We start from the raw sequence: 23,935 nt of genomic DNA, 5'->3' as shown, positions 1-23,935 counted from the left end.
TCAGAAAAAATCCGTGTGCCCTCTGTTCGGAGAGAACACACAGGACCCATAGATTATACTACAGTGCGCCGGCTTCGTTACCGGTGTTTGCGATTTTTTGAGTATTTTTTCAGAAAACCATCGCCTAGATATACTCCCGGCGGCTGGTGTTCCGCCAGATGCCCATCTTTTCCGCCTCCTGGATGAGGTCCTCGCGAAAATCCGGGTGGGCGATGTTGATGATCTCCTCTGCCCTCTGCCAGGTTGATTTTCCCTTGAGGTTCACCGCGCCGTACTCCGTCACCAGATAGTGGACCGCGGACCTCGGCGTCGTGACTATCGACCCGGCCGGAAGGATGTTGTGGATCAGGGATTCCCTGGTCCCGTCCTTCATGGTCCTGGTGGAGTGTGTGCAGATGAAGCTCTTGCCGTTCTTGCTCCTGAACGCCCCCAGGGCGAAGTCGAGCTGCCCGCCGGTGCCGCTGACGTGGCGGAAGCCGGTGCTCTCGGAGCACACCTGCCCGTAGAGGTCCACGCCGATGCACCCGTTCACCGAGATGAAATTGTCGATGTCCGAGATCACGGATATGTCGTTGACGTAGCTCACCGGGGCGCTGCAGCATATCGGGTTGTCGTCCACAAAATCGTAGAGCTCTTTGCTTCCTCCTGCAAAAGTATAGACGATGAGGCCTTTGTCCCGGCTCTTGAGGGAGGTGAGCTTTCCCGCGTAGTAGAGGTTCATATAGGCGTCCACCAGCATCTCGGTGTGGGCGCTGAAATCCCTCAGGTCGGACTCCGCGAGCATGTTCCCCACGCAGTTCGGTAGAGCCCCGATCCCCAGCTGGAGCGTGCTGTCATTACGGATCTTTTCCACTATGAACTCGGCGATGCGCTTGTCCTCGAATGTGGCCGGCTTGTTCGGTATGGTGCAGATCTCAGGGCTGTCCCCCTCGATTATGTAGTTCACGTCCGCGATGTTGATGTGGGACTCGTACCCAAGGGCGATCGGCATGTTCTCGTTGATCTCCACTATCACGGTCTTGGAGTTCTGGATTATTCCGTGAAGGTCTGCATTGATCGGCCCGAAGTTGAAGTTCCCGTACTTGTCCATCGGGGCCACCTGTATGCAACAGATGTCAAAATAGTTGTCCTCCAGGCCCCAGTAAAGCGACTCCTCGCTGAAGATGATCGGAACGTGCCAGGAGTTGCCCCTGTCCATCATCCTTCTGTCTCTCGCGGAAAAGTGGGACGAGTAAAAACGGGCGACTTCCACGTTGTCCTGCACCGCCTTGAAGGTCTCGAAGTCGTCGCTCCTGATCGCCGTCTCTGACTGGATCTCCAGGCCGCGGAGGAGGCGGTCGTTCTTCAGCCTCTCCCCGAGAGCCTTGTCCATGTAAACGGAAGAGTCCGTTCCCACTCCGAAGTGGATCCGCATGTTGCTCTTCACCAGCCCGGCCGCAAAGTCCGCATCTATGAGCTTGTCTTTATATTCCTTCTGTATTTCCTTGATGTTGAACATCCATGTCACCCCTTAAAGCCGCTTCTGCCCGCATGACAAAAGGCCGTGCGGCCCGAAATAAAATTCTTCCTTCTCTACCGTACTATTTTGGGATATATTACAAAGAATTCTATATTATTTATGTGCCTATTGCAAGGAAAATGGTGTTCGTAAGCAGGTGCAGCCGGGATATGCCGGAATCACAACGAAATGCGTTGCGGGAGAATACCGGGATCATCGACTCATCAGTTCATATATGGCAAACGAAAGTCTCAGCCGGAAGCATATCTCCGGGTCATGGAGATCTGCCGATGTCATTTCATGTATCTTCTCCAGACGATATATCACCGAATTCCTGTGCATAAACAGTTTTTCTGCAGTTTCCTTGATGCTCTGACCTGTAGAAAGGAACATACGGAGAGTAGGCAGAAGATTTCCTTCATGACTTTTGTCGTAGTCCTGCAAAACTAAAAACGCAGGGTGATAGTACCGCCTTATATCCTCCATGGATGACAGATTTTTCAGCATCACATACATCCCATATTCCGCAAACGTATAAATGCATTTACCCGGTTCCATCTCAACGCCGATAGCCAGTGCGTCTCTCGCATCCTTTAAAGCCGCCTTCAAATTGGCCACCCTGTCAAAAGGCAGGCTTATCCCCGCACAGATGTTTACGTCTTCAGGGATGCCCTCCAACAGATATTCGGGATCTGCAAGCGCCTCCGCTTCATCAATTACTATAGTGCTTTCCCTGTTGGAGAAAATCTGGCATTGATCTCTTTTGTTCAGGTATTTTTCTATTTTGAGACTTCTGTTGATTTTTTTCTCACTATCTTCAGTTCTGATGTACATCAGTTGCAGAGGCTTCTTGAAATCAAGATCTCTATAGGCCTCAGGCTGAGATTCAAGCGGTGCACCTATTATCAGATTGTAGAGGAAACGGTGATACTCATCCGTCTGGCACAGGAGCTCCGGGGAATGATCCATAATAAACTGGGCAAGGATATCACTGAGAGAATGGAGCATATCAACATGGCTCTGACGGTAACTTGTATCGCCTTCGATAAGTATCAGGAAACCGATCCAGGCCCCCCGGCAATACACGCGGCTTGCCAGCTTTCTGAAAGGAGAAGAAGTGCACGTCACTTCCATCGGGGTCGCATCTGAAAAGGATTCCCTGACGGCCTTCAGCTTGCGGACCGCCTGGATGAATTCGTAGTCGCAATAGCCTTTCTCGATGTTTTGCGCCCAGATCCTGTCTGTCACAGGTACCTGAGTGGAATAGCTCAATATCCTGAAATCCCTGTCGATAAAAACGAGTGAAGCTCCAAACGACTGAGATGCAATGTCTACCAGAGTATCGTAATTGCTCACTCTGCCGGCCACATCGGAGAGATATGCGTAAAAGCTGCTGCTATGGTGGCTGGCGAGAAAGTCCTGTGCATAGTTGAAAGCAGGGACAAAATCCTCTTCGGACACCACCGCCAGGCTCTTGCCTCTCAGCTCTGAAGCCTCCTCATTATACAAAGTTATTTCCTTTTCCCCTCCCACGATAACACACAGAGAGGGTAGATCATCCGTATGTTTACCGTAACTAAAATACAAAGTCGCTCCTTCGTCTGAAGATGTCTTTCCATCCCACAGGCGGACCCTGTCCACGTCTTTTTCCGAGTTATCTTCAGCAATGGATATTCTGTACTTTTTTCCTAATATTTCAACGATTCTGCAAAATTTCACGGATACCGTTTCCTCCCTCCTCCAACATCACTTTTGCGGGATCTGTTTATTATTTTCCTGCCATGACAGTAGTACACCATAACCAAATTGTCAACAATTTATCATGCATCGTGCACCTATGAAAATACAAGCGCCTCTAATAAGATAATGCCATCCAAGGATCTGAGTGCTTTCCCCGGACCCGGTCCCGTGCTCAGATTACCGGGCAGTCAATGCTGCGATCCCCTGAAAGGAGGAATTTAATGTACGACAAGCTATTTGAAAAAGGAAAAATCGGAAATGTAGAGGTCAAGAACAGGCTGGTAATGACCCCTATGGGAACCAACCTGGCCGAGCTGGACGGAACTGTAGGACCTGCCATGCTGGCATATTTCGAAGAAAGAGCAAAGGGCGGATGCGGTCTCATCATGCCTGAGATCTGCAGGGTAAACGACGTTACCGGAGCAGGAATGTTCCGCCAGCTGTCTGCTACCAGCGACCGGCACATCCCTGGCCTGGCAAAACTGGCCACCACCGTTCACAAATACGGATCGAAGATTTTCATCCAGCTCCACCACCCGGGCAGAGAAGGGGTTTCCGCCCTTATCGGCGGCCAGCCTTGCGTATCAGCATCTGACAGGATGTGCAACGTTTCCAAGCAGGAAACCAGGCCAATGACCCTGGACGAGATCCACGAGCTGGTAGGCCAGTTCGGAGACGCAGCCCTGAGATGCAAGAAGGCCGGCATCGACGGCATCGAGCTTCACTGCGCTCACGGCTATCTGCTCCAGCAGTTCCTTTCACCTTACACAAACAAGAGGACTGACGAGTACGGCGGCAGCTTCGAGAACCGCATGCGCATCGTCCTGGAGATCATCGAAGACATCCGCAGGAAATGCGGCTCTGATTTTCCTCTGGGATGCCGTGTATCTGTAGATGAGTTCCTGGACACCATCGGCGTTACCGAAGATTACATCCACATCCAGGACGGCATCAAGATCTGCAAAACTCTGGAGGCCGCCGGCGTTGACTTCATCGACGTGAGCTGCGCCCTCTACGAAACAGGCCTCATGGCAATCGAACCGGTTTCATTCCCTCAGGGCTGGAGAAAGCCTTTTGTAAAAGCAGTAAAAGACAACGTATCTGTTCCTGTTATCGCCGTTTCATCCATCCGCGAGCCTGCGGTTGCTGAGTCCTTCCTGGATGAGGGCGTTGTGGACTTCGTGGGAATGGGCAGATCCTGGCTGGCCGATCCTGAATGGGGCAGAAAGGTCCAGGAGGGCAGAGAAAGCGAACTTAAGAAATGCATAAACTGCCTCAGATGCTTCGAGACTCTCATGAGCCTCAACGCACAAGGACTCCCTCTGGAGTGTGCCTTCAACCCTAGAACATGCAAAGAGTATCGCTACGGCGACCTGGAGCCGGACACTGGAGACCATAATGTAGTCGTTATCGGCGGCGGCCCTGGCGGAATGACAGCAGCCGAAACACTGGCAAAGAGAGGCGTAAAAGTTACTCTGATAGACCGTCAGGAATCTCTGGGCGGCACTGTTAACCTGGCAAAAAAGCCTCCGCTGAAAGAGAGGATGGAATGGATCGCAGATTACTTCAGAGACAGCTTTGATCGTCTGGGCGTTGATGTTCAGCTGGGCAAAGAGGCTACAGTTGAGGACATCGCAGCTCTCGAGCCGGACGCTGTGATCCTGGCTACTGGATCAGCAGCTATTTTCCCTAATTCCATTCCTGGCGTTGAGGGAAGCAACGTTTACACCATAGAGGAAGTTCTCACAGGAAAGAAAGATCTTTCCGGAAAATCAGTTGCCATGGTCGGCGCCGGTCTTACGGGTCTTGAGGCAGGTGAATTCCTGGGCGACAAGGGCTGCAAAGTCACCTTCATTGACATGCTGAAGGAAGCAGGTACAAACGCATACAAGAACAACGTTCTGGATGTTATGTCCAGGCTCCAGAAGATGGATGTGGCCTGGGAGCTGGGCAACGCCCTGAAGTCCATCGAAGCTGACGGCGTCGTAATTGAAAACGTTGATACAAAGGAAGAAAAGAAAGTGACAGCCGATGCTGTAGTTCTTTCTCTGGGATACAAGCCTGACCAGAGCCTGAAGGCCGGGCTGGAAGAGAAGGGCATCCCTGTTTGCCTGGTTGGCTCTGCCATCAAGGACGGCACCATCGCCCCTGCCACAAGAACAGGATATGAAATCGGTGCAAACCTTTTCAGAACTCCTGAACCGAGCTTCGTGATCACTAAAGACGAGCTGGGCAACTTCGCCAAGGTTTCCAACATGAGGGGACAGGAAGGTGTATACATGGCATACCTCTCCTATCCTGAAGCCATTGAAAAACTGCTGCCTGCTCCACTGGAGCCATTCATGCTCCCTGTAGTAACAGTCAGCGTCTGCCACATCAAGGATCCTACATTTGCAGATAACTACTATGAGACCATTCTGGGAGTTTACTGCACATACAAGGGTCAGGTAGGTCTGTACACCATCAGCCTCCTGGGCGGACCTGGTGCTGAAATGGCCACACAGCTGGGCCGTGACAACTCTGCAATCCCTAAGAAGCTGGATGCCGAGTTCTTCATCCGCAAAAACGATGACGGCAAGGTAACTGTAGGCGTTTCAAGAAGAGGATATCAGATCGTAGATGCTGAGCTGCAGCTGGGAAGCTATAACAGCCCGCTGACACACGTGCTCTACCAGGCTCCTGCGCCAGGCAAGGTAACATCCGGAAGCGGTTACTATTTCCACTTCGACCGTCTCCCTGACGAAACAGGAAAGTTCGTATTCAAGAATACCGGCCTGATCCGCAACGTGTGCAACTACACCTACGATGCATGGACTCCGGGATACATCAAGAAGCTGGAGCTCCACTCAAGCCCAGATGATCCATGGGGCTGCCTGCCGGTGAACACCATTATCGGCGGTGCATACGCTGAAAACAATCTGCTGATCACTTCTCTGGAATACCTGGAGGATGTGGATCCTGAAGAGCTGATGGTCAAGGTCATCCCTGCATGGTACGACCAGACAGCCTTCATGAAGGGCGGAAAGAAGTAGTCTGCTGTTCGCGCTGCATGGCGGAACAGAATAGCAATAAAGGACTGTCGCGGGTCTCTGTTTTGCCGAAGGCCCGCAACCCTTCGAAAAGCGAATAAGGTTTTTACTTATAGATCAACTTTTACAGGAATTCTTGCGGAGGTTCTTACAATGAAGGATTTTGAAGGAAAAACAGCAATTATCACCGGCGCGGCTTACGGCTTTGGCAAGGAGTTCGTTAAGCAGGCGGCTAAGAGAAAAATGAAGATCGTTGCCGTTGATATTATGGGCGACGAGCTGGCAAAACTGGATCCCCTGGCTAAGGAGTGGGGCGCAGAGGATATCACTCTGGTCACTGCCGATGTGGGCATTTACGAGGAGACCGAAAAGGTCGTAAAAACCGCTCTCGAAAAATACGGTCACATCGACCTGCTCATGAACAATGCCGGCGTTGCCGTTCCTGGCAAGGGCTACGACTTGCCTCTCAGAGACTGGGAGTGGATAGTCCAGACCAACTTCATGGCTCACGTTTATTTCATGAGACAGGTAATTCCTGTAATGCTGGAACAGGGCACTCACTGCAACATCATGAACACATGCTCAGTGGCCGGCGTCATCAATTTCACGGGAATGGTTCCTTACTACGCCACAAAGCACGCAGCCGTTGCTCTGTCTGAGAGCCTGAACTATGAGCTGCAGGCTCAGGGCGCTGACATCGCAATGGGTGTTTTCTGCCCTGGATACGTGCAGACCAACCTGGATCACTCAGAGTGGTACAGGCCTGAGAGATTCAAGGATGAAAGGGATCCTTATTATCAGAGCGAGGCCTTCAAAAAGGGCCAGGCTGAGGCAAAATACGTAATCGAGACCGGATATCCAATTGACGGCATCGGCGATTTGGTGTTCAAAGCTATTGAGGAAGATCAATTCTACGTACTGCCTCACGAGAAGTATGACGGCCTGCTGAAGATCCAGACCGGCGAAAAACTACAGCGGAAGAGCCCAAACCTGGCTGAGCTGATGGCAATGCTGAAAGGCGCTGCTGAAAAATAGATATATGGTCTGCCGTGACAGGCATTCCTCCTTACGGGTCGCAGATTTCTGCGGCCCGGTTTTTGGTTGCACCGTAATCTGTAGAATCCAACACAACAATAAAAGAAGAGGATATTGATACTACTTTAAATTGAAATGTTATTACCCTGCCGGCCTTAATGGTCAATCTTTATTTTGTCTTTTCCGAGCGGAACGCAAAAAGATCAGCATCAGGGCGATATTGACGACCAGTACCACAACGCTTCCCTCGATCTTACATGTGCCGCCGGACAGGATCACGTTATCAGACGGAGTCATGCTGTAGAGACTTGGATAATCATCTGCCAGGCTTACTCCGCCGAGAACGATACCTCCCACGATGTTCCATATTGCATGAGCCATGATTGGAGCAAGCAGGGTACCTTCCGCTTCATATAAAGCTGTGGTGAAAAGGCACATCGTAATCACATTCACGACCGGCAGCAGGCCTGCCTCAAATGCACCTCCGTGCATCAAACTGAACAGCGCTGTGGAAACAACGATCGCCACAGGCAGATCATATTTTGTCTTGAGCAATTGATAAATATATCCACGGACGAGGAGTTCCTGCATGATCACATTGATAAAAGCAGAAAGCATCCAGAGCCACAGTATCTGGATATGGTTCTTTCCTGTTATCACCAGCTGGTGAGTTGCGATAAGGATCCCAGCCGATACACTTATCCAGATAATTCCAGCAATCGTCCCGACCAGCGTTCCTTCTCTGGCATTCGCTGCGATCGGGATCCTGACATTCTTTTTTTCTATGAGGATAAACACGGTCGTGAACAGGATCATCGATGCCAGTGGAACAAGTTCGGCAAAGAACCTCCAGACAGCCGGATCCTCAGCTGGAATGTCTATCGCCGTACAAACGGCCCATCCCATAAAGAATACCGCGATCTTCATAAAAGTGATCAAAGCTTTTTTCATTCGATGGCCTCCACATCCACAGCACGATTTTAGTGTTATAATCATTAGCCGTCAGTCAAAGAATTATTATAGACTGGTTTTGTCATCTGGTTCTGCATTTTTCCATAAAAACGGAGGTTGTAAATGTCCCTGCACATCGTACTCGTCGAACCTGAGATCCCGCCGAACACCGGAAACATCGCCCGCACCGCAGCCGCCACCGGCAGCGTGCTTCACCTGGTGAAGCCCCTTGGCTTCAGTCTCGACGAGAAGAGCCTCCGCCGTGCCGGCCTGGATTACTGGCCGTACGTAAAGCTGGAGATACACGAGAGCCTGGATGATTTCCTTGAAAAATACGGGGACCGCAGGATGTGGCTCTCCACCACGAAGGGCGAAAAGCTCTACACGCAGGCCGAGTTCCGCGACGAAGACATGCTTCTTTTTGGAAAAGAGACCGCCGGCCTTCCGCGGGACTTCATCGGATCCCGAAAAGAGTGGGCCATCCGCATACCCATGAGCAAGGAGACGCGGCTGCGGTCATTCAACCTCTCCAACTCCGCCAACATCGTGCTGTTTGAGGCGCTGAGACAGCTGGGATTTCCGGGGCTGAAATAACGCTTGCATAATGGTTTTTCAGGAGGATCTCTGGTGGATATCCATCCAATGGGGTCCACATGAGGTCCACATTTGCAGGTTTGGAGTCATTCTGCAAAATCGTAAAGGTTATTTTAGCATATACTCGATCTGGTCAATGATATCGTTGATGGTCCTCAGGTTCAGAGGATCATTTGCTGTCTCATAGGTAAGAATCAACCGATCATTAATAAAAATATCATTTTGTTCATAAATCATGAGCTTTTTCATTGCGTTAGATGCGTAATGCTCATTATCCACAATTCCCAGATGCTCCCAAAACAACTCCCGCCTGCTGTAGATATTCATCAGTGTGAAATCCGGACGGAACATTTTGTTTTTCTTAAGTAACAAAGGTTTTTCATAATGGTATTCGATGTTTCGCCTGTTAAGGGTATTGCCAATTAACACCTCCGACTTGGAACCCATCATCTCACCACGATCTGATACCTGCGTTCTTTCTCTGCCCATATGTTCCAGAGGCTCATAGGTCTGGTTTCAAGAAAAACATCTCTTGGCTCCTTCCACGGTTTTACAAGAATTCTTAATCCTTCTGACAGCTGATAATATGCTTCATCATATATGCCATACAGATCCAACTCTGTAAAAACCTCCGTCATTTTCAGGCGGTTCATACCATGAATCGCTATTTTGTTAAGCATTAAAACATACTTCTTCTGAGCCAGCTCCCTTGCAATTGACATATCATTTTGCCGGATAAATACCCTCATCCTCGTTCCAGGCTGTACATAGTAATACTGAAATGTTCCATTATTTCTTTTCGAACTCCAAATAGAACCTTCAGGAGCTGTTTTCAAAAACAGTTCGGTTTTTGAAATAAGATCGCTTAGTACACGGAACCATGTGTGGATATCAGTATTCTTATTCCTGTTCATTCTGTCCGGGTTACCATTTCTGATGTTAATATTAGTAAATCGATTCATACCAAGTACCCTTCCTATTTACTCCAGTAAGCGATGTAAAAGCATTCTCCACTGTGTATTTCCATGTTTCAACCAGACATAAGCAAAAAGGTATTCTGATGTAAGAAGTATGTATTTTTTTGTAAATAGAGGGGGGATGTCACCACATTTGTCACTATTTGCCGATGGACGGGAGCTATCAAACAGATGAAGAAAGGGAGTTGCAAAACAAGTGAGGTGTACGGCAGCTATCTTGTTCGGCACTATCTACATAACTATCAGTATGACTAAACTGATGAACGGCTGAACCGCTGAACGGCTGAAGCGCTGAACGGCTGAACGGCTGAAGCAGTATTTTTCTTATAATCAGAATTTATACTGCTCAAATTATATATATGACAATACTGACACTACTTGAAACAGTTCCGGATTCCTTGCCGAGCAGTACTGCTGGCCGAATCTGCTTTTTATACTGCTCCAGGTGCCTGTCACGAGCAGTACTGCCGGCCGAATCTGATTTTTATACTGCTCCAGGTGCCTGTCACGAGCAGTACTGCCGGCCGAATCTGATTTTTATACTGCTCCCGACGCCCGGGCCAAGCAGTTCTGATGACCGAATCTGCTTTTTCTACTGCTCCCGTCACTCGTTACGAGCAGTACTGATGTCCAAATCCGCTTTCTCTACTGCTCCCGACGCCCGAGCCGAGCAGTACTGCTGGCCGAATCTGCTTTTTCTACTGCTCACGACACCCGTTACGAGCAGTACTGATGTCCAAATCCGCTTTTTCTACTGCTCACGACGCCGGGCCGAGCAGTACTGATGTCCAAATCTGCTTTCTCTACTGCTCACGACGCCCGGGCACAGACACATTAAGTAAAGATATAAAAAAAGAACCGCCACATTTACCCAAACGCGGCGGTTCTTTGATTTTTCATGGTGTCCCAGAGAGGATTCGAACCTCCGACACCCGCTTTAGGAGAGCGGTGCTCTGTCCCCTGAGCTACTGAGACATATGATTACTTGTTCAGTTTTCCCATTCGATGTACTCGAACGCGTTAATTATGTTAACACGAATCGGGAATTATTACAAGGAAAAAAGAAGAAAGAGCAGTTCACAGCCTGCATCGTGGAAATTAATTTCAAGTACAATCGTCTCCCACGCTCAAAATGCAGCGTTCCTCATCCGTTGTAATCCATTGTCCTCCCTTGTACCACATTGTCCTTACTTGCCCTGTCTTGTCCTGCTTGCACAACATTCAGCAGCTACCATAATCCCGGGCTATTCAATTCCCGAAATCAACACCATCATAACCAATCATAACAAACCATAACCAACGCAGAGCCGCATCACGGCTCTGCTTCATCATCCTCCATACTCAGCAGCTCACCCGGCTGGCAGTCGAGATACCTGCAGATGCCCTCCAGGGTGGAAAAGCGGATGGCCCTGGCATGATTGTTTTTAAGCACCGACAGATTCGCCGGCGTTATGCCGATGGCCTCGGACAACTCCCGGATGGTAACACCCCTTTTTTCCAGAAGCCTGTCCAGATTCATCTTTATCGCCATATTTTCTTCTCCTTCCAAGTCCCAGCTTCACCTTCAAGGCCCAACAAATCCAGATCTCTCTTTAGCCGACCAATCTATACCAGCTCATGATTTCGAGCCTGTGATTCTCCTCAAGCCTGGGTTTCTGGGTCTATCTTCAAGCCTCATATCGTCAGCCTGGAATCCTCTTCATAGGCTGCATACACATCAAGAAAACGGGCGATGGAGTACATTATAAAGGCATTAAATACAAACAGAATAAGCTGCAGTGTGATCTCCAGGTTGAAAATCTCAAAAAGCCCGGTTTTAACCCCATCCGCAGAAGCGTAGACCAGCTCCCACAGAGCCAGGAAAATAAAAATATTGCCGCAACTTCTGAATGTGCCGCGGCAGCTGCGGGCCTTAAACTCCTTGGGATTACCAGGCAAAACCATTACCTTTACCATAATTGTCGTCACCCCGGCCACCATGCTCACCAGATACAGAAAATGCAGAACCTGAAGAGCAGATCTATCAGAAGAACCCACGATCTGCATCAAGAATACAATCAACCCCGGAATACCTGCCAGCATCATTAGTAATGTAAAAATCGCCGTTAATTTTTCAGTGATGCTTAGTCCGCAATTCTCTCTACTCGTAATATGTTTCATGACATTCACCTCACGATCAGGGAAAAATCTTTTCGAAGTGCCAGTGCTCGCGGCTCGCCGTTTAAAGCTGGATGTCGGATCTCGGCAGAAGGGCGTGCGACATGTCTGGCCGTCGCGATGCGATCCTGGTATATCGAAAAACGATATGTTTTCTTAACTGCATAATACAACAGAGCATATCGATAATCAATATGTTTTTTGAAATTTTTCCTTCTCGTACCTGCTCCCTGTGATCATGAATCTGACCCACTCGGCCAGGTTCACGCTGTGGTCGCCGATCCTCTCCAGGTACTTGGCCACCATCAGGCTGTCCAGGCCCTGCTGGGCGGACTCAACATTTTTGGAAATGTCCTCTGCGATGTCTTTTTTGATGGAGGCGAAATAGCTGTCCACGACATCGTCTGCCTTGCGGACCGAGTCAGCCAGCTCCAGATCCCTTTCCACATAGGCCTTCACCGCGTTGCGTACCATCTCGGATGCGGCCTTCGACATCTCCTCGATCTCCCTCATGGAGCGGTTGCTCTGCACCCCAGGGGCCAGGTACTTGGCCACCTCGGCGATGTCCTCGGCGTGATCGCCGATGCGCTCCAGGTCAGAGATCATCCTCATTGCGGCGGACACCGCACGGAGATCGCTGGCCACAGGCTGCTCCCTCATGAAAAGCTTCAGGCACTGGCTCTCGATCTGGCTCTCCATGTCGTCGATCTCCTGCTCCGTCTCGGAAATGGCCGCCTCGAGGGCTGTGCTTGGCTTTGCGATCATGTTGATGGCCATGTCGATGCCGTTTTCGCACATGGCACCCATCTTTGCCAGGTTGACCTTTACAGCCTCCAGCTCCTGCTCAAACTTGTTCCTCATTTTCTCTCCTTATTGTCACTTTTTTCTGAAAAAAAGTATTTTCATCCTTCGTCAGGCACCGGGCATCCAGCAAGTTCCATATCGGCGCAGGCTGCGCGCCCGCCTTGGCCGCCGGACTCCGGTGTAAGAGGACGTATCTCTAGCCGAATCTTCCCGTGATGTAGTCTTCTGTCCTCTTGTCCCTAGGCTGTCCGAAGATCACATCAGTGCTGTCCATCTCCACCATTTCGCCCAGGAGGAAAAATGCGGTCTTATCCGAGATTCTCGCTGCCTGCTGCATGTTGTGGGTCACGATGACTATTGTGTAGTTGTCCTTCATCTCCTGGATCAGGTCCTCGATCATGGTGGTTGAGATAGGATCCAGAGCGGATGTCGGCTCGTCCATGAGGAGAACGTCCGGATCCACCGCAAGGGCGCGGGCTATGCACAGCCTCTGCTGCTGTCCTCCCGACAGTCCGAGAGCGCTTTTCTTGAGGCGGTCCTTGAGCTCGTCCCAGATGGCGGCTTTTTTCAGAGACTCCTCTACGATCTGATCCAGCCTGGCCTTGTTCCTCTCCCCGTGGATCCTCGGACCGTAGGCTATGTTGTCGTATATCGACATCGGAAACGGGTTAGGCTGCTGGAAAACCATTCCCACGTTTCTCCTGAGTTCGTTCACGTCGATGTTCCCGTATATGTCAGTCCCGTCGAGGATGACCTTTCCTTCCACGCGGCAACCATCCACCAGGTCATTCATCCTGTTCAGTGTCCTGAGCAGGGTCGACTTTCCGCAGCCGGACGGTCCGATCATGGCTGTGACCTCGTGAGGCTTGATGTCCATGTTGATGGCCTTCAGGGCCTGAGTCGTATCGTAGTAGAGATTCAGATCCCTGATCTTGTATTTCAGGTTTTCGTCTGATGCTGTTCTTGTCACCGTCTGCGTTTCCTCATCTGCTCTCTCCCGGGCCAGGGCTCCTGTGCCTGCAGTGTTGAGAATTCCTATTCCTTCCATATTCTTCCTCTTCCTCCGTAAATGACGCCGTGCGTCTGTTTCTTTTTTTTCCTTGAAAAAGCCCCTGCGCTTCAGTGCTACTTCGCGGCTCCCTTGTTCTTCTCGTCAAGCTTCCTGGAAAGGTATCTCGCCAGAAGGCTGAAGCCCAGGACCATGATTATCAGAACCATGGATGATACGTTGGCGATCTCCACCGAGTGAGGATTCATGCTTCCCTCGGTCCTCATCACCCAGATGTGGAGGGAAAGGGTCTCGCCCGGTCTGAACACGTTGAGAGGGCATGTAGGGGATGTGATGTCCCAGTTGGCCCAGTTGAGGACCGTGCTCTGTCCCGATGTGTACAGAAGTGCTGCGGCCTCTCCGAAGCCTCTTCCCGCAACGAGGATGACTCCTGTGATTATTCTCGGGACGCAGGCCGGAAGAAGCACGTGCCACAGCGTCTGCCACCTGGTGGCTCCGAGGCCGATGCTTCCGCTCCTGTAGTGGGCGGGGAGGGCGGCCAGGGCGTCTCTCGTGGTGGTGGTGATGGCAGGCAGACTGAGGATGGTCACTGCCATGGCTCCTGCCAGGAGATTCCACTTCATTCCCGTCATAAGGATGAATACAAGATATCCGAACAGGCCTACTACGATGGATGGAAGGGAGGACAGGGCCTCGATGCTCATGGTGATCATCTCGGTAAGGCGGCCTTTTCTGGCGTATTCCGCCAGGTAGGATCCTGCGGCCACTCCCAGCGGAACGCTGATGATAAGGGAAAGGAATACCAGATAGATGGTGTTGAAGAACTGGTTACCGATCCCCATGCTGGTAAAGCTGAAGACCCCCGGATATATGCTTGTGATGCCTTTTACTATGATGTAGGCGGCAAGGACGATGAGCAGGAGTATGAAGAACCCTCCGATCCCGTAGAACACTCCGGTCATGAACTTGTCCACGCCTCTTACTCTCTTGTACCTGGAACTGTTTTCGTTCATGAACTCCTCCTATTTGTCTTTCTCTCCTGAGCGGGCCAGCAGGTGGATGACCACGATGCAGGCCAGGGAAATGATCAGGAGCAGGAGAGCCATGGCCCACAGAGCCATGTTGTACTCTCCGCCGTTTGCTGTATTTCCCATATCTGCGGCGATGGCTGCAGTCAGGTTGTTGGTTGGATAAAGGATGCCCTTAGGAAATACTCTGGTCTTTCCGATGACCATCGCCACCGCAAGGGTCTCTCCGAACGCCCTGGACAGGCCGAGAATTATTCCCGTGAAGATCCCTGATTTTGCCGCAGGGACCGACACCTTGTAGATCAGCTGCCAGCGGGTGGATCCCAGACCGTAGGCCGCCTGTCTGTAGGAGTCGGGCACAGCCCTCAGGGCGTCCGCTGCAACCGTTGCAATAGTAGGGAAGATCATGATCGCGAGTACTATTCCCGCTGCCAGCACCGAATATCCTCCCATAGGTGCGTGAAGCTTGTCTCTGATGAACGGCACCAGAATGGTGAGTCCTACCCAGCCGTAGACTACCGAAGGGATCCCTACGAAGATCTCGATGGCAGGCTGGAGAATTCTTGACCCCAGGCGAGGGGAGATCTCCGCAATGAATATTGCTCCCGCAAGGCTGAAGGGCACGGCTATGAGAAGGGCAAGTCCACAGGTCATCAGGGAACCCATGATGTAAATGCTGGCTCCGATGTGGCCGCCGCCCTCTCCCGGAACGTCTTTAGGCGCCCAGTTGTCTGAAAACAGGAATTCGGCTACGCTGTGGTGAAACTGTGTGAACACCCCGGTTCCCTTTACCAGCAGAAATACGCTGATGGCAAGCGTAAGGGCGATTATGAATATTCCGCAGACGGTGACTATCCCCCGTCCCAGATATTCCTTTTTGAACATGTTGTCTTTCCTCCTAAGCACCAGCTGTATGCTGGCAGAACACTTTGAACACTCACTCAACACTGGCCAAAGGCGCGGGACCCTTATGTGCCCCGCGCCCCTGACTTGTTATGGATAATGTGTTTGGTTGGCTTATTTATCGTGGTTCTTGATGGCCTTGTCGCTCATCTTGGAAATAGCTCCGTAACCCAGGCTCTCAACGTTCTCTGCGTAATCATCGCTTGTGAGGAAGTCGATGTAAGCCTTCTCGATCTTGCTTGCCTTGCCCTTTGTGTACATGTGCTCATAGCCCCATACGTTGTACTTGCCGTTGTATGTGTTCTTCAGGCTTGGCTTTACTCCGTCGATGGATACTCCTACAACGTCCTTGTCGTTTACGAGGTAAGAGAGAGCAACGTATCCGATGGCACCCTTGTTCTGCTTAACAGCCTCCAGGAGCGTACCGGAGTCGTCTGTCTCCAGAGATCCTGCTGTCTCTTCCTGTCCGCCGATGGCGTACTGCTTGAACAGCGCTCTTGTTCCGGAGGAAGAAGGTCTTGTTACCAGCATGATAGCCTCATCAGGACCGCCTACATCCTTCCAGTTGGTGATCTGACCTGTGAAGATCTTTGTGAGCTGATCAGTCGTGAGATTCTTTACTCCCAGATCCTTGTTTACTACTGCGGCAACAGTGATGGTAGCTACCTCGTGATCCTTCAGCTCAGCAGCCTGAGATGCGTCCAGCTTTTCCTCAGCGAATACATCGGAGTTTCCGATATCTACAGAACCATCGTAAACCTGCTGAAGTCCTGTGCCGGATCCGCCGCCGTTGATGGTAACAGAAGCGTCAGGGTTCTCGGCAGTGAAGTCATCAGCTGCCTGCTGTGCCAGAGGCTGCAGGGCGGAAGAACCGGAAGCCGTGAGTGTGCCCTTGACCTTCTCTGAGGAGGAGGAACTGCTGCTGTTTCCGCAGCCTGTGAATACAGCTCCCGCCATTGCCAGTACGCAGGAGAGGGCCAATACCTTGAAGACTTTGCTCCTCTTTCCACTCTTAGATGTTTCTTTCATTTTTTTCTCCTTTAGGTAGTAAAATATATTAAAATATTGTTGGCTTATTTAGAGCCGGCTCACTAAGGCCCTCTGGCCTTACAAATACGCCTGGCTCCCGGAACCGATGACCCCATTCGCTCTTGATGGATCCGTCATCTCAAGTTCAATGACATTCTAAGATCACTGTGTAAAGTCAAAAAGCCAACTAATGTTAATTCACGGTTAATTATCGTTTTTCCGAACAGCATCACGAAAAGGAGCCAGAACATGGAATATTCATTCGGCATCGACATCGGCGGGACCACTGCAAAGATGGGGCTTTTCCAGCTCCGCCAGTCTCCGGTCCACGACGAGAAGTACCCGCGGGAGGACGAGTGCACCCTGCTCGAACAGCGCAACATCGAGACCGAGGGCATTACCGATCCTGATGAATTTTTCCCACACATGGGCCTCTCCATGCACGTGATGCTCAAGAGCCACGGCCTGAGCCCCGAGAACCTGGCTGGCATAGGCGTCGGCGTGCCCGGCGCCGTGAAGGACCACCGCACCGTGAACAGATGCGTGAACATGGGGTGGGACGTGACCGACATCGCCGGAAGGTTCCAGATGATCACCGGCCTCTCCAACATCCGCGTGGAGAACGACTCCAACCTCGCCGCCCTCGGCGAGATGTGGCAGGGCGGGGGAAAGGGATACTCCAGCGAGGTCATGGTCACCATCGGTACCGGCATCGGCGCTGGCATCGTATACGACGGCGAGCTGATCACCGGGGCCAACGGGGCAGCCGGGGAGATCGGCCACATGAAGATGGTGAACGCCGGCGGTGAGATGTGTTCCTGCGGTGGCACCGGATGTCTGGAGCAGCGGGCCGCGGCCGCAGGCATCGTGAAGAGAGCGCTGGCGCTCCTCAAGGAATACCCTCAGTATTCAACCATACTGAGGCGCATGGCCTACGACCGTCTTACCGCAAAAGACGTTTTCGACGCCGCCCGAGACGGCGACCAGCTCGCATTGCAGGTGCGCCGTGAGACGGGGCATCTTATCGGAAAAGCTCTTTCCTATGTGTCCTGCGTTTACGACCCTGAGGTATTTGTCATAGGCGGGGGGATATCCCTGGCGGGAGAGCCATTCCTGAAGGACATCGAGAGATCATACAGAGAGAACGCCTTCCACGCCTCCCGGGACACCCAGTTCAAGCTGGCAGAGCTTGGCCCGGCGGCCGGGATCTACGGCGCTGCGAAGATCGTGCTTTAGAACGCATCAGCCGGAAACGTCCCCGGTGACACGACAGTTGATGCGTTGACGCACTAAACAAAAACTTTAAAAGCCCCGGCGGATCGGAATTTCTTCCTCTCTTCCGGGGCTTTTATAAAGAATTAATTTGAGGGGCTATTTTACTTCGGCCGTCTTGAAGATGATCTTGCTCTCTCCAGACATGCCTGCGGACTTTCCTCCCACGAGGTAATCCATCTTATCTGCATCTGATACGGCCTTGAGCCTTGTGCCTATAGACAGGAGCTGAGAACTGTTCAGCTGGTCTGCCATGGCGTGGATGCCTTCCTTGTTGAACTGTGCCATTCCACTGTCCAGGGTGGCTGCGCCTGCGCTGAGCTTAGCAGTGCCTGTGTAAAGGTCTCCGGCTCCGCTGTTCAGCTTGCTGGCTCCCGCACTGAGCTTTCCGGTACCCTCAGAGAGGGCGCTCATCTGTGCCGAGAGCTTCTGGACTGCGGCCTTGATCTTGTCATTGAAAGTTGTCGCCGTAGTGACAGTAGCTGTGCTGGCGGCGGTCCCGGCGGTCTGTGTCATCGCAGTCTTTACGCCGGCCTTGATACCGCTGGAAACGGTGGTATTCGTGCTGGCCTCTGTGGCTGCTTTCTCTGCAATAACATCTGCTGTATCATTGATCTTTTTCTGAGCCTCTGTAGGGAGCTGATCGATGCTCGTAGCACCGGCATTCTGTACCAGAACTCCAACTACCGACTGTTTTACGGACTGGCGCACGGTCTCCTTGACCGCGTCGTTCATGATGCTGTCAGTCACCTGCTGCGCACCTGCATCGATCTTACCGTCCTTGTCGGCCTCTGCAATCGCCTTTGCCTGTGCTCCGTATGCATTGATCTGATCATCTGTCAGTATCTGCGAGCTCAGGTCGCTCCCGCTTGACTTCACGCTCTTGTCCAGCTGATCCGCACCTGTGGCCAGCTCCTGTGTTCCGTTCTTCAGGGTCCCAGCTCCAGCCTGCAGCTGGTCGATGCCGGCCTTCAGCTCGTCAGTTCCTGCCAGGAGCTTGTCCGAAGCGCTTACCAGCTGATCCAGCCCGCTTTCCAGCTGGCTGACCTTGCTCTCCACGCCGCTGGCTCCGGAGGTGTTGATGTCGCTCAGCACGCCGGACATAGCCGCGGTGTAGGTGCCGTCTATCTGGAAGTTATCGGTGTGAGCCTTCACGACCACCGACTCAGGGATGCTGATTCCGGAAGCCCCCAGGCCGATGTTGCTGGCCAGGCCCGGGAAGGCGACGCCGATGCACATGTTGGTGTTACCGTCGTTTACCACCTTCCCGTTGCTGACGGAAATGTTGGAGAAATGAGTTCCGTCGAGCACTACTGCACTGGCCATCGTGTAAGGCTTTGTAACAGATGTGCCGTCTACTACCTCGGTCCTGTTCACATCGTAGTCGAAGTGGATCTCAACGTCGCCGCTCTTTCCGGCGATCTCGCTGGCAGATACTTCGTTGCCGTTCAGGTAATAGGAAACGTTCACGTTCACAGGGAGTTCCTCGTCGGTGTTGCCCTGGTAGTGGATGTCAGATCCGTTTGCCTTCCATGTCAGCTGATCCCCATCCTTTGTATACTTCTGATCTCCGGATGTGTTCTCTATCTTCTTCAGGTTCGATGTGTCGCTGATCTCGTCGGCTCCGGACTTGTTGGTGAGCCACTCGTTCACGACTACCTTTTCCTTGTTGCCGTCCGCGTCGAGGATCGCATATACGGTCTCGCTCTTGTCCTTCTTGCTGGAGCTGTTCTCGGAAAAAACATCGCTGTAGCTTCCGGTGCTGCTCGCGTCTGTGCTGTCAGACTTCGACGCAGCGAAGGTTCCCGCACCGGCGGCTCCGATGAAAGATGTGGCGATCATCGCCACGGCCAGCGTGCTTGCGCCCAGCCTCCTGGCTGCCGAAGACTTTCCGGATGATAACCTTTTTTCTTTTTCCTTTTTCATCTTAAAATCCCCCTCAGAATAATTACTGTGCTGCGGCCTCGCTGCCGCCGTTCTCGTGATCTCTCCTGTAGACCTCCTTCAGGCCTTTTGTCGTCCTGCAGATCAGGCCGTCCAATGCCATCAGCAGGGACGGAAGTACCAGTATTACTGAAAGCATGCTGATGATCGCGCCTCTCGCCATCATCTGGCACAGGGTACTGATGATGCCGATGTTGGAGTAGATCGACACTCCGAACGTAGCGGCGAAGAAGCCGATGGCGCTCACCAGTATGGATGGGATGGAGGTGCTCGCGGCTATCTCTATGGCCGTCCTCTTGGCCTTGCCGGTCATCCTCTCCTGTTTGTATCTCGTGGACATCAGTATCGCGTAGTCTACCGTGGACCCCAGCTGGATGGTGCTGATGCACACCGGGACTATGAACGGGAGCTCAAGGCCGGTATACCCTGGTATTCCCAGGTTCACGTAGATGGCGAACTCGATGGTCGCCACCAGTATGAACGGCAGGGATCCGGATCTCAGAACCAGCAGAATTATCACGAACACCGCCGCTATGGATATCAGGCTCACGACCTTGAAGTCCTTGTCGGTGATGCGTATCAGATCCTTGGTCGCCGCCGCCTCTCCAATTACCATGGCGCTCTTGTCGTATTTGTGAGCTATGCTGTTGATCTGGTCGAGCTGCTTGTTGCACTTGTTCGTGGATACCTTGTACGCCGAGTTCACCATGATCAGCTGGTGTCCCTTGGCCGTCAGGCTTCCTGTGAGCTGCGCCGGGAGGACCGACTTAGGCACCGATGTTCCAAGGAAGGAATCAATCCCCAGAACGTTCTCGACTCCGTCGAGGTCTTTTATCTCGTCGCACATCGCTCTGCCGTCCTTGTCGGACATGCTGGAGTCGGCGATGATCATGTGTGTCGTGCTTATTCCGAAGTCTTCCTTGAGCTTATCGTTGGATACGCTGAAGTTCCTCGGTCCGAGATCCACGTCGTTAGAGCTGCTGGAGAGCATCTTGGTGAAATCGTAGATCACGTTCTCGTTGTTGTATCCGTGGATGGCCGGCACCAGCAGGATGGCGAACACCAGCAGATATATCCAGAAGTGGCTGGTGAGTCCCTCGGCCAGCTTGCTGCAGTCCGGGATCAGGCTGCGGTGAACTGTTCTGTTCAGGAGCTTGCCAGAAGCGAGGATCATGCACGGCAGAACCGTTACGGCCGTGATCACGCCGAGCAGGCAGCCCTTAGCCATTACCAGACCAAGGTCTCTTCCCATCGTATATGTCATGAAGCAAAGTGCGAGGAATCCCGCGATCGTGGTGACTGACGAACCTGTTACCGAGGTCAGGGTCTCGTCGATGGCCTTGGCCATGGCATCAAGTCGATGTTCATCTCCGCCCATCTTGCCAAGCTGCTCCGCGTAGCTGTGCCACAGGAAGATGGAATAGTCCATCGTGACTCCCAGCTGGAGCACCGCGGCGATGGCCTTCGTGATGTAGGATATCTCCCCGAAAAAGATGTTCGTTCCCATGTTGTACAGGATCGCCATTCCGATGGATATCAGGAAGATGAACGGTGCTGCGAAGGAATCCAGGAGCAGCATCATTGCCGCCAGCGAAAGGATGACCGCTACGGCCACGTACTTGAACTCCTCCTGCTGGCACAGATCCTTCAGATCCACTACCATGGCGCTTAGGCCCGATACATATACGTCTTTTTTCGTAAGTCCTCTGATCTTCTGCACGGCCTCCAGCGTCCTGTCGTCAGACGTAGAAGTCTTGAAGAAGACCACCAGCATACTTGCATCCTTGTTCTTGAGATTTTTCCTGATCTCGGTCGGATACATCTCCTGAGGAACGGTAGGGTCTATCACGTCTTCCAGGTTAACGACGCTGTCGACGTACTTTACGTCCTTGATCTCATTCGCCAGCTTGCTGACATCTCCGGTCTTCATATTCTCAACTACGATCAGTGAAAATCCGCCTTTTCCGAAGTCCTTCTGAAGCATCTCCTGGCCCTTCATGGTCTCGATGTCGTCAGGAAGGTAAGTCAGCATATCGTAGTTGATCCTCGTGGCCTTCATGCCGATGATGGACGGGATCAACAAAAGCACTGCCACTATCAGAATGATGTGTCGGTGCTTTACTACTTTTTCGCCGAATCTCATTTGTCATCCCCCTCAAAAGTTTTGAAATGCGCCTTTCCACAGCATTTCCTTTAAATTTACAATAGTTGACCAACGTTCAGTCTTTTTACGTTCAAGAGCATACCACTCTAGTGACCATTGGTCAATATTTTGTTGGATTTTTTTTGATTATTTTTTGTTGATTTTGAGCACCTTAATTTTTCAACAAAATCAAAGTGACTAATTGTGAATATGAGTCATTTTGCGCCTTGACGCGCAGTCAGTAAAATGATAGAGTTTCTTAGGAAAAGTTACGTCTGCATGGGCGTCCCGGGCTCTCCGGGCCGTGCCGTGTGCAGCGCTGTTGGAAGAGTGACATAAATGGGAAAGAACGAAATAAAGAAGCGGAAGAAAAGAAACGATCTTCTGAAGAGTGCCTACCAGCTTTTTACCACCGTAGGATTCTCGAAAACCACCATCGATAACATCGCCGCAAAGGCCGACGTGGGAAAAGGAACTTTTTACCTTTACTTCAAGGACAAGGCGGAGATCCGCGAGCAGCTCATCGTGAACCAGTCGGCGATCCTGCTGAACAAGGCGGTCCAGGAGCTGAAGAAATATGAGAAGAAACAGGAGGAGGCCGGCGCACCGGCCATGACCATCACGGACAAGATAATCTTCATCACCGACTACGTGATAAATTACCTGTCAAAGGACATTGCGCTCCTGAAGTTCATCTCCAAGAACCTCAGCTGGGGCATGCTGGTGAACTCCTCCAGTGCCGCAAAAGACAACGAGGAGATAGGTAGCTTCCAGCAGTTCCTCATGGAGGAATTCGCCAAGGAAGACATCGCCATCCGCGAGCCGATGTTGCTCATATTCACCATCCTGGAAATGATAAACTCCACCTGCTACAACATCATTCTCAAGGGTGAGCCGGTGACCTTCAGCGAGTACAAGCCATATCTGTACGACACCATCAGGGTGCTCATCGACCACTCCATAATCCCGCCGGGGACACCTGAAGCGGAAAAGTACAGGGGCGAGGTGACGAACTACATCGACGCGCACCGGGAAAAGTGATCTGAGCGTTCGAGGCGAGCGACCGTATGAGCACAGTAACACAGTAATAGAATAGAGAATGAATTGAGACTGCCGCGTTTGAGAACTGCGACAGTCTTCTTTTTTGGTTCCAGCTTCCGATAACGATACCGGTCCAGCACTTTCTTGCCCTGCTTACGGCTGCAACCGGTGCCCGTTTCCGATCGCGGGCGATCGAATCATGATCCACGTGAAATGTAAATACACAGATCAAGGAAATTTCTAAGAATTCAGGGAGTACAGATGAATGAATGATTATACAGTAATTTGATTCCATTTCACACGCCCAAAATTCGGCGTTTCCCCTGGAAAAATTTAGCTTTAGAAATGGATAGCAAGCGCCCACTACATGAAAATTTGATTGGTTTTTTGAATCTATCTCAATCTGTGGTCTCACAGATGCAGAAACTTTTTTTCGTGTGACCTGCAGATGTGACTCAAATCTTTCAATAGCCTAAGTTACGCCGCACGTGTGGCGTAACTTTGAGATTGTATGTCGATTGCATTTTTTTGAAAGGCAGTTCACCGAACTTTTTCCGGTAAAACACGGCTTTTTCGGCGTTTCCCCTGGAAAATCTTTTCCAATCGCTCTACATCTTGTCAGCCTGGTAACAGTTTCCGGTCGGAAGCCCATGGATTTCCAGAGAAAATCGTCACGAGGTCTTAGAACTTCAGGATCTTCAAAATTCCACGCGTTTCATGAGACCATGATCCAACATCTGGAATCATTGCGGTCTCAGAGCCCACGAACCGTAGTAGTTCC

Annotated in this window: 19 protein-coding genes and 1 tRNA gene; 5 read left to right on the top strand and 15 right to left on the bottom strand. The window is 51.5% G+C overall.

Annotated elements, in window-relative coordinates; genetic code table 11:
• Positions 1 to 124: 124 nt before the first annotated feature.
• Together BQ7382_RS08375 and BQ7382_RS08370 are read right to left on the bottom strand one after the other, a co-directional pair.
• Positions 125 to 1,498: an acetyl-CoA hydrolase/transferase family protein gene (locus tag BQ7382_RS08375; RefSeq protein WP_077391658.1), complete on the bottom strand. Its 1,374-nt coding sequence runs from the start codon at positions 1,496 to 1,498 to the stop codon at positions 125 to 127.
• A gap of 213 nt (positions 1,499 to 1,711) precedes the next feature.
• A complete protein-coding gene (locus tag BQ7382_RS08370; RefSeq protein ID WP_144082121.1) occupies positions 1,712 to 3,217 on the bottom strand; it encodes a PucR family transcriptional regulator in 1,506 nt (501 codons plus the stop codon).
• 242 nt (positions 3,218 to 3,459) lie between these two features.
• Between BQ7382_RS08370 and BQ7382_RS08365 the strand changes: the two genes are divergently transcribed.
• Positions 3,460 to 6,270: an oxidoreductase gene (locus BQ7382_RS08365; RefSeq protein WP_077391656.1), complete on the top strand. Its 2,811-nt coding sequence runs from the start codon at positions 3,460 to 3,462 to the stop codon at positions 6,268 to 6,270.
• A gap of 150 nt (positions 6,271 to 6,420) precedes the next feature.
• Positions 6,421 to 7,302 carry an SDR family NAD(P)-dependent oxidoreductase gene (locus BQ7382_RS08360; protein ID WP_077391655.1) on the top strand — a complete coding sequence of 294 codons (882 nt, stop codon included), beginning with the start codon at positions 6,421 to 6,423 and terminating at the stop codon, positions 7,300 to 7,302.
• 162 nt (positions 7,303 to 7,464) lie between these two features.
• On the opposite strand, the gene BQ7382_RS08355 is transcribed toward BQ7382_RS08360, so the two are convergent.
• Positions 7,465 to 8,253, bottom strand: coding sequence for a CPBP family intramembrane glutamic endopeptidase (locus tag BQ7382_RS08355; RefSeq protein WP_077391654.1), 789 nt, complete (start codon positions 8,251 to 8,253; stop codon positions 7,465 to 7,467).
• A 123-nt stretch (positions 8,254 to 8,376) separates the two neighbouring features.
• Here BQ7382_RS08355 and BQ7382_RS08350 point away from each other — a divergent pair, with 123 nt between their 5' ends.
• Complete coding sequence (locus BQ7382_RS08350; protein ID WP_077391653.1) at positions 8,377 to 8,847, top strand: tRNA (cytidine(34)-2'-O)-methyltransferase; 471 nt, start codon at positions 8,377 to 8,379, stop codon at positions 8,845 to 8,847.
• A 108-nt stretch (positions 8,848 to 8,955) separates the two neighbouring features.
• Here BQ7382_RS08350 and BQ7382_RS08345 read toward each other — a convergent pair whose 3' ends face one another.
• The 10 genes from BQ7382_RS08345 to BQ7382_RS08300 all read right to left on the bottom strand — a co-directional run bounded on the left by BQ7382_RS08345 (position 8,956) and on the right by BQ7382_RS08300 (position 16,754).
• Positions 8,956 to 9,294, bottom strand: a complete 339-nt coding sequence (locus BQ7382_RS08345; protein ID WP_159437277.1) for a hypothetical protein — start codon at positions 9,292 to 9,294, stop codon at positions 8,956 to 8,958.
• Positions 9,294 to 9,809 (bottom strand): hypothetical protein, encoded by a 516-nt coding sequence (locus BQ7382_RS08340; RefSeq protein ID WP_077391651.1) that lies wholly within the window; start codon positions 9,807 to 9,809, stop codon positions 9,294 to 9,296. Before BQ7382_RS08340 ends, BQ7382_RS08345 begins: the two co-directional genes overlap by 1 nt.
• Positions 9,810 to 10,723: 914 nt before the next feature.
• A tRNA-Arg gene (locus BQ7382_RS08335) sits at positions 10,724 to 10,799 on the bottom strand.
• Between the two features lie 337 nt (positions 10,800 to 11,136).
• Positions 11,137 to 11,355, bottom strand: coding sequence for a helix-turn-helix domain-containing protein (locus tag BQ7382_RS08330; RefSeq protein ID WP_077391650.1), 219 nt, complete (start codon positions 11,353 to 11,355; stop codon positions 11,137 to 11,139).
• 143 nt (positions 11,356 to 11,498) lie between these two features.
• On the bottom strand, positions 11,499 to 11,984 hold the full coding sequence (locus tag BQ7382_RS08325; RefSeq protein ID WP_077391649.1) for a hypothetical protein: 486 nt from the start codon (positions 11,982 to 11,984) through the stop codon (positions 11,499 to 11,501).
• A gap of 186 nt (positions 11,985 to 12,170) precedes the next feature.
• Positions 12,171 to 12,842, bottom strand: coding sequence for a phosphate signaling complex protein PhoU (phoU, locus tag BQ7382_RS08320; RefSeq protein ID WP_077391648.1), 672 nt, complete (start codon positions 12,840 to 12,842; stop codon positions 12,171 to 12,173).
• 139 nt (positions 12,843 to 12,981) lie between these two features.
• Positions 12,982 to 13,833, bottom strand: a complete 852-nt coding sequence (pstB, locus tag BQ7382_RS08315) for a phosphate ABC transporter ATP-binding protein PstB (RefSeq protein WP_077391647.1) — start codon at positions 13,831 to 13,833, stop codon at positions 12,982 to 12,984.
• Between the two features lie 77 nt (positions 13,834 to 13,910).
• A complete protein-coding gene (gene pstA, locus BQ7382_RS08310; RefSeq protein WP_077391646.1) occupies positions 13,911 to 14,807 on the bottom strand; it encodes a phosphate ABC transporter permease PstA in 897 nt (298 codons plus the stop codon).
• 9 nt (positions 14,808 to 14,816) lie between these two features.
• A complete protein-coding gene (gene pstC / locus BQ7382_RS08305) occupies positions 14,817 to 15,707 on the bottom strand; it encodes a phosphate ABC transporter permease subunit PstC (protein WP_077391645.1) in 891 nt (296 codons plus the stop codon).
• A 132-nt stretch (positions 15,708 to 15,839) separates the two neighbouring features.
• Positions 15,840 to 16,754: a phosphate ABC transporter substrate-binding protein gene (locus BQ7382_RS08300; RefSeq protein WP_077391644.1), complete on the bottom strand. Its 915-nt coding sequence runs from the start codon at positions 16,752 to 16,754 to the stop codon at positions 15,840 to 15,842.
• 249 nt (positions 16,755 to 17,003) lie between these two features.
• On the opposite strand from BQ7382_RS08300, the gene BQ7382_RS08295 reads away from it, so the two are divergent.
• Positions 17,004 to 17,990 carry an ROK family protein gene (locus BQ7382_RS08295; RefSeq protein WP_077391643.1) on the top strand — a complete coding sequence of 329 codons (987 nt, stop codon included), beginning with the start codon at positions 17,004 to 17,006 and terminating at the stop codon, positions 17,988 to 17,990.
• Positions 17,991 to 18,125: 135 nt separating this feature from the next.
• Here BQ7382_RS08295 and BQ7382_RS08290 read toward each other — a convergent pair whose 3' ends face one another.
• Both BQ7382_RS08290 and BQ7382_RS08285 read right to left on the bottom strand, forming a co-directional pair.
• The gene (locus tag BQ7382_RS08290; protein ID WP_077391642.1) at positions 18,126 to 19,952 is read right to left on the bottom strand and encodes a hypothetical protein; all 1,827 of its coding nucleotides are present in this window, start codon (positions 19,950 to 19,952) and stop codon (positions 18,126 to 18,128) included.
• A gap of 22 nt (positions 19,953 to 19,974) precedes the next feature.
• Positions 19,975 to 22,113 (bottom strand): efflux RND transporter permease subunit, encoded by a 2,139-nt coding sequence (locus BQ7382_RS08285; RefSeq protein ID WP_077391641.1) that lies wholly within the window; start codon positions 22,111 to 22,113, stop codon positions 19,975 to 19,977.
• A gap of 339 nt (positions 22,114 to 22,452) precedes the next feature.
• Between BQ7382_RS08285 and BQ7382_RS08280 the strand changes: the two genes are divergently transcribed.
• Positions 22,453 to 23,154, top strand: coding sequence for a TetR/AcrR family transcriptional regulator (locus tag BQ7382_RS08280; protein WP_077391640.1), 702 nt, complete (start codon positions 22,453 to 22,455; stop codon positions 23,152 to 23,154).
• The last annotated feature ends 781 nt before the right edge of the window (positions 23,155 to 23,935 follow it).

The sequence above is a fragment of the Mobilibacterium timonense genome, from assembly GCF_900155555.1.
Classification (GTDB): domain Bacteria; phylum Bacillota; class Clostridia; order Peptostreptococcales; family Anaerovoracaceae; genus Allobaileyella; species Allobaileyella timonense.
Note: the sequence above shows the minus strand (reverse complement) of the source record. Positions and strands in the feature narration are given on the sequence as shown.

Bases quoted from the DNA above. Each gene is read 5' to 3' on its own strand.
- BQ7382_RS08375 (WP_077391658.1), bottom strand. From the start codon at position 1,498: ATGTTCAACATCAAGGAAATACAGAAGGAATATAAAGACAAGCTCATA.
- BQ7382_RS08365 (WP_077391656.1), top strand. From the start codon at position 3,460: ATGTACGACAAGCTATTTGAAAAAGGAAAAATCGGAAATGTAGAGGTC.
- BQ7382_RS08360 (WP_077391655.1), top strand. From the start codon at position 6,421: ATGAAGGATTTTGAAGGAAAAACAGCAATTATCACCGGCGCGGCTTAC.
- BQ7382_RS08355 (WP_077391654.1), bottom strand. From the start codon at position 8,253: ATGAAAAAAGCTTTGATCACTTTTATGAAGATCGCGGTATTCTTTATG.
- BQ7382_RS08350 (WP_077391653.1), top strand. From the start codon at position 8,377: ATGTCCCTGCACATCGTACTCGTCGAACCTGAGATCCCGCCGAACACC.
- BQ7382_RS08345 (WP_159437277.1), bottom strand. From the start codon at position 9,294: ATGGGTTCCAAGTCGGAGGTGTTAATTGGCAATACCCTTAACAGGCGA.
- BQ7382_RS08340 (WP_077391651.1), bottom strand. From the start codon at position 9,809: ATGAATCGATTTACTAATATTAACATCAGAAATGGTAACCCGGACAGA.
- BQ7382_RS08330 (WP_077391650.1), bottom strand. From the start codon at position 11,355: ATGGCGATAAAGATGAATCTGGACAGGCTTCTGGAAAAAAGGGGTGTT.
- BQ7382_RS08325 (WP_077391649.1), bottom strand. From the start codon at position 11,984: ATGAAACATATTACGAGTAGAGAGAATTGCGGACTAAGCATCACTGAA.
- phoU (WP_077391648.1), bottom strand. From the start codon at position 12,842: ATGAGGAACAAGTTTGAGCAGGAGCTGGAGGCTGTAAAGGTCAACCTG.
- pstB (WP_077391647.1), bottom strand. From the start codon at position 13,833: ATGGAAGGAATAGGAATTCTCAACACTGCAGGCACAGGAGCCCTGGCC.
- pstA (WP_077391646.1), bottom strand. From the start codon at position 14,807: ATGAACGAAAACAGTTCCAGGTACAAGAGAGTAAGAGGCGTGGACAAG.
- pstC (WP_077391645.1), bottom strand. From the start codon at position 15,707: ATGTTCAAAAAGGAATATCTGGGACGGGGGATAGTCACCGTCTGCGGA.
- BQ7382_RS08300 (WP_077391644.1), bottom strand. From the start codon at position 16,754: ATGAAAGAAACATCTAAGAGTGGAAAGAGGAGCAAAGTCTTCAAGGTA.
- BQ7382_RS08295 (WP_077391643.1), top strand. From the start codon at position 17,004: ATGGAATATTCATTCGGCATCGACATCGGCGGGACCACTGCAAAGATG.
- BQ7382_RS08290 (WP_077391642.1), bottom strand. From the start codon at position 19,952: ATGAAAAAGGAAAAAGAAAAAAGGTTATCATCCGGAAAGTCTTCGGCA.
- BQ7382_RS08285 (WP_077391641.1), bottom strand. From the start codon at position 22,113: ATGAGATTCGGCGAAAAAGTAGTAAAGCACCGACACATCATTCTGATA.
- BQ7382_RS08280 (WP_077391640.1), top strand. From the start codon at position 22,453: ATGGGAAAGAACGAAATAAAGAAGCGGAAGAAAAGAAACGATCTTCTG.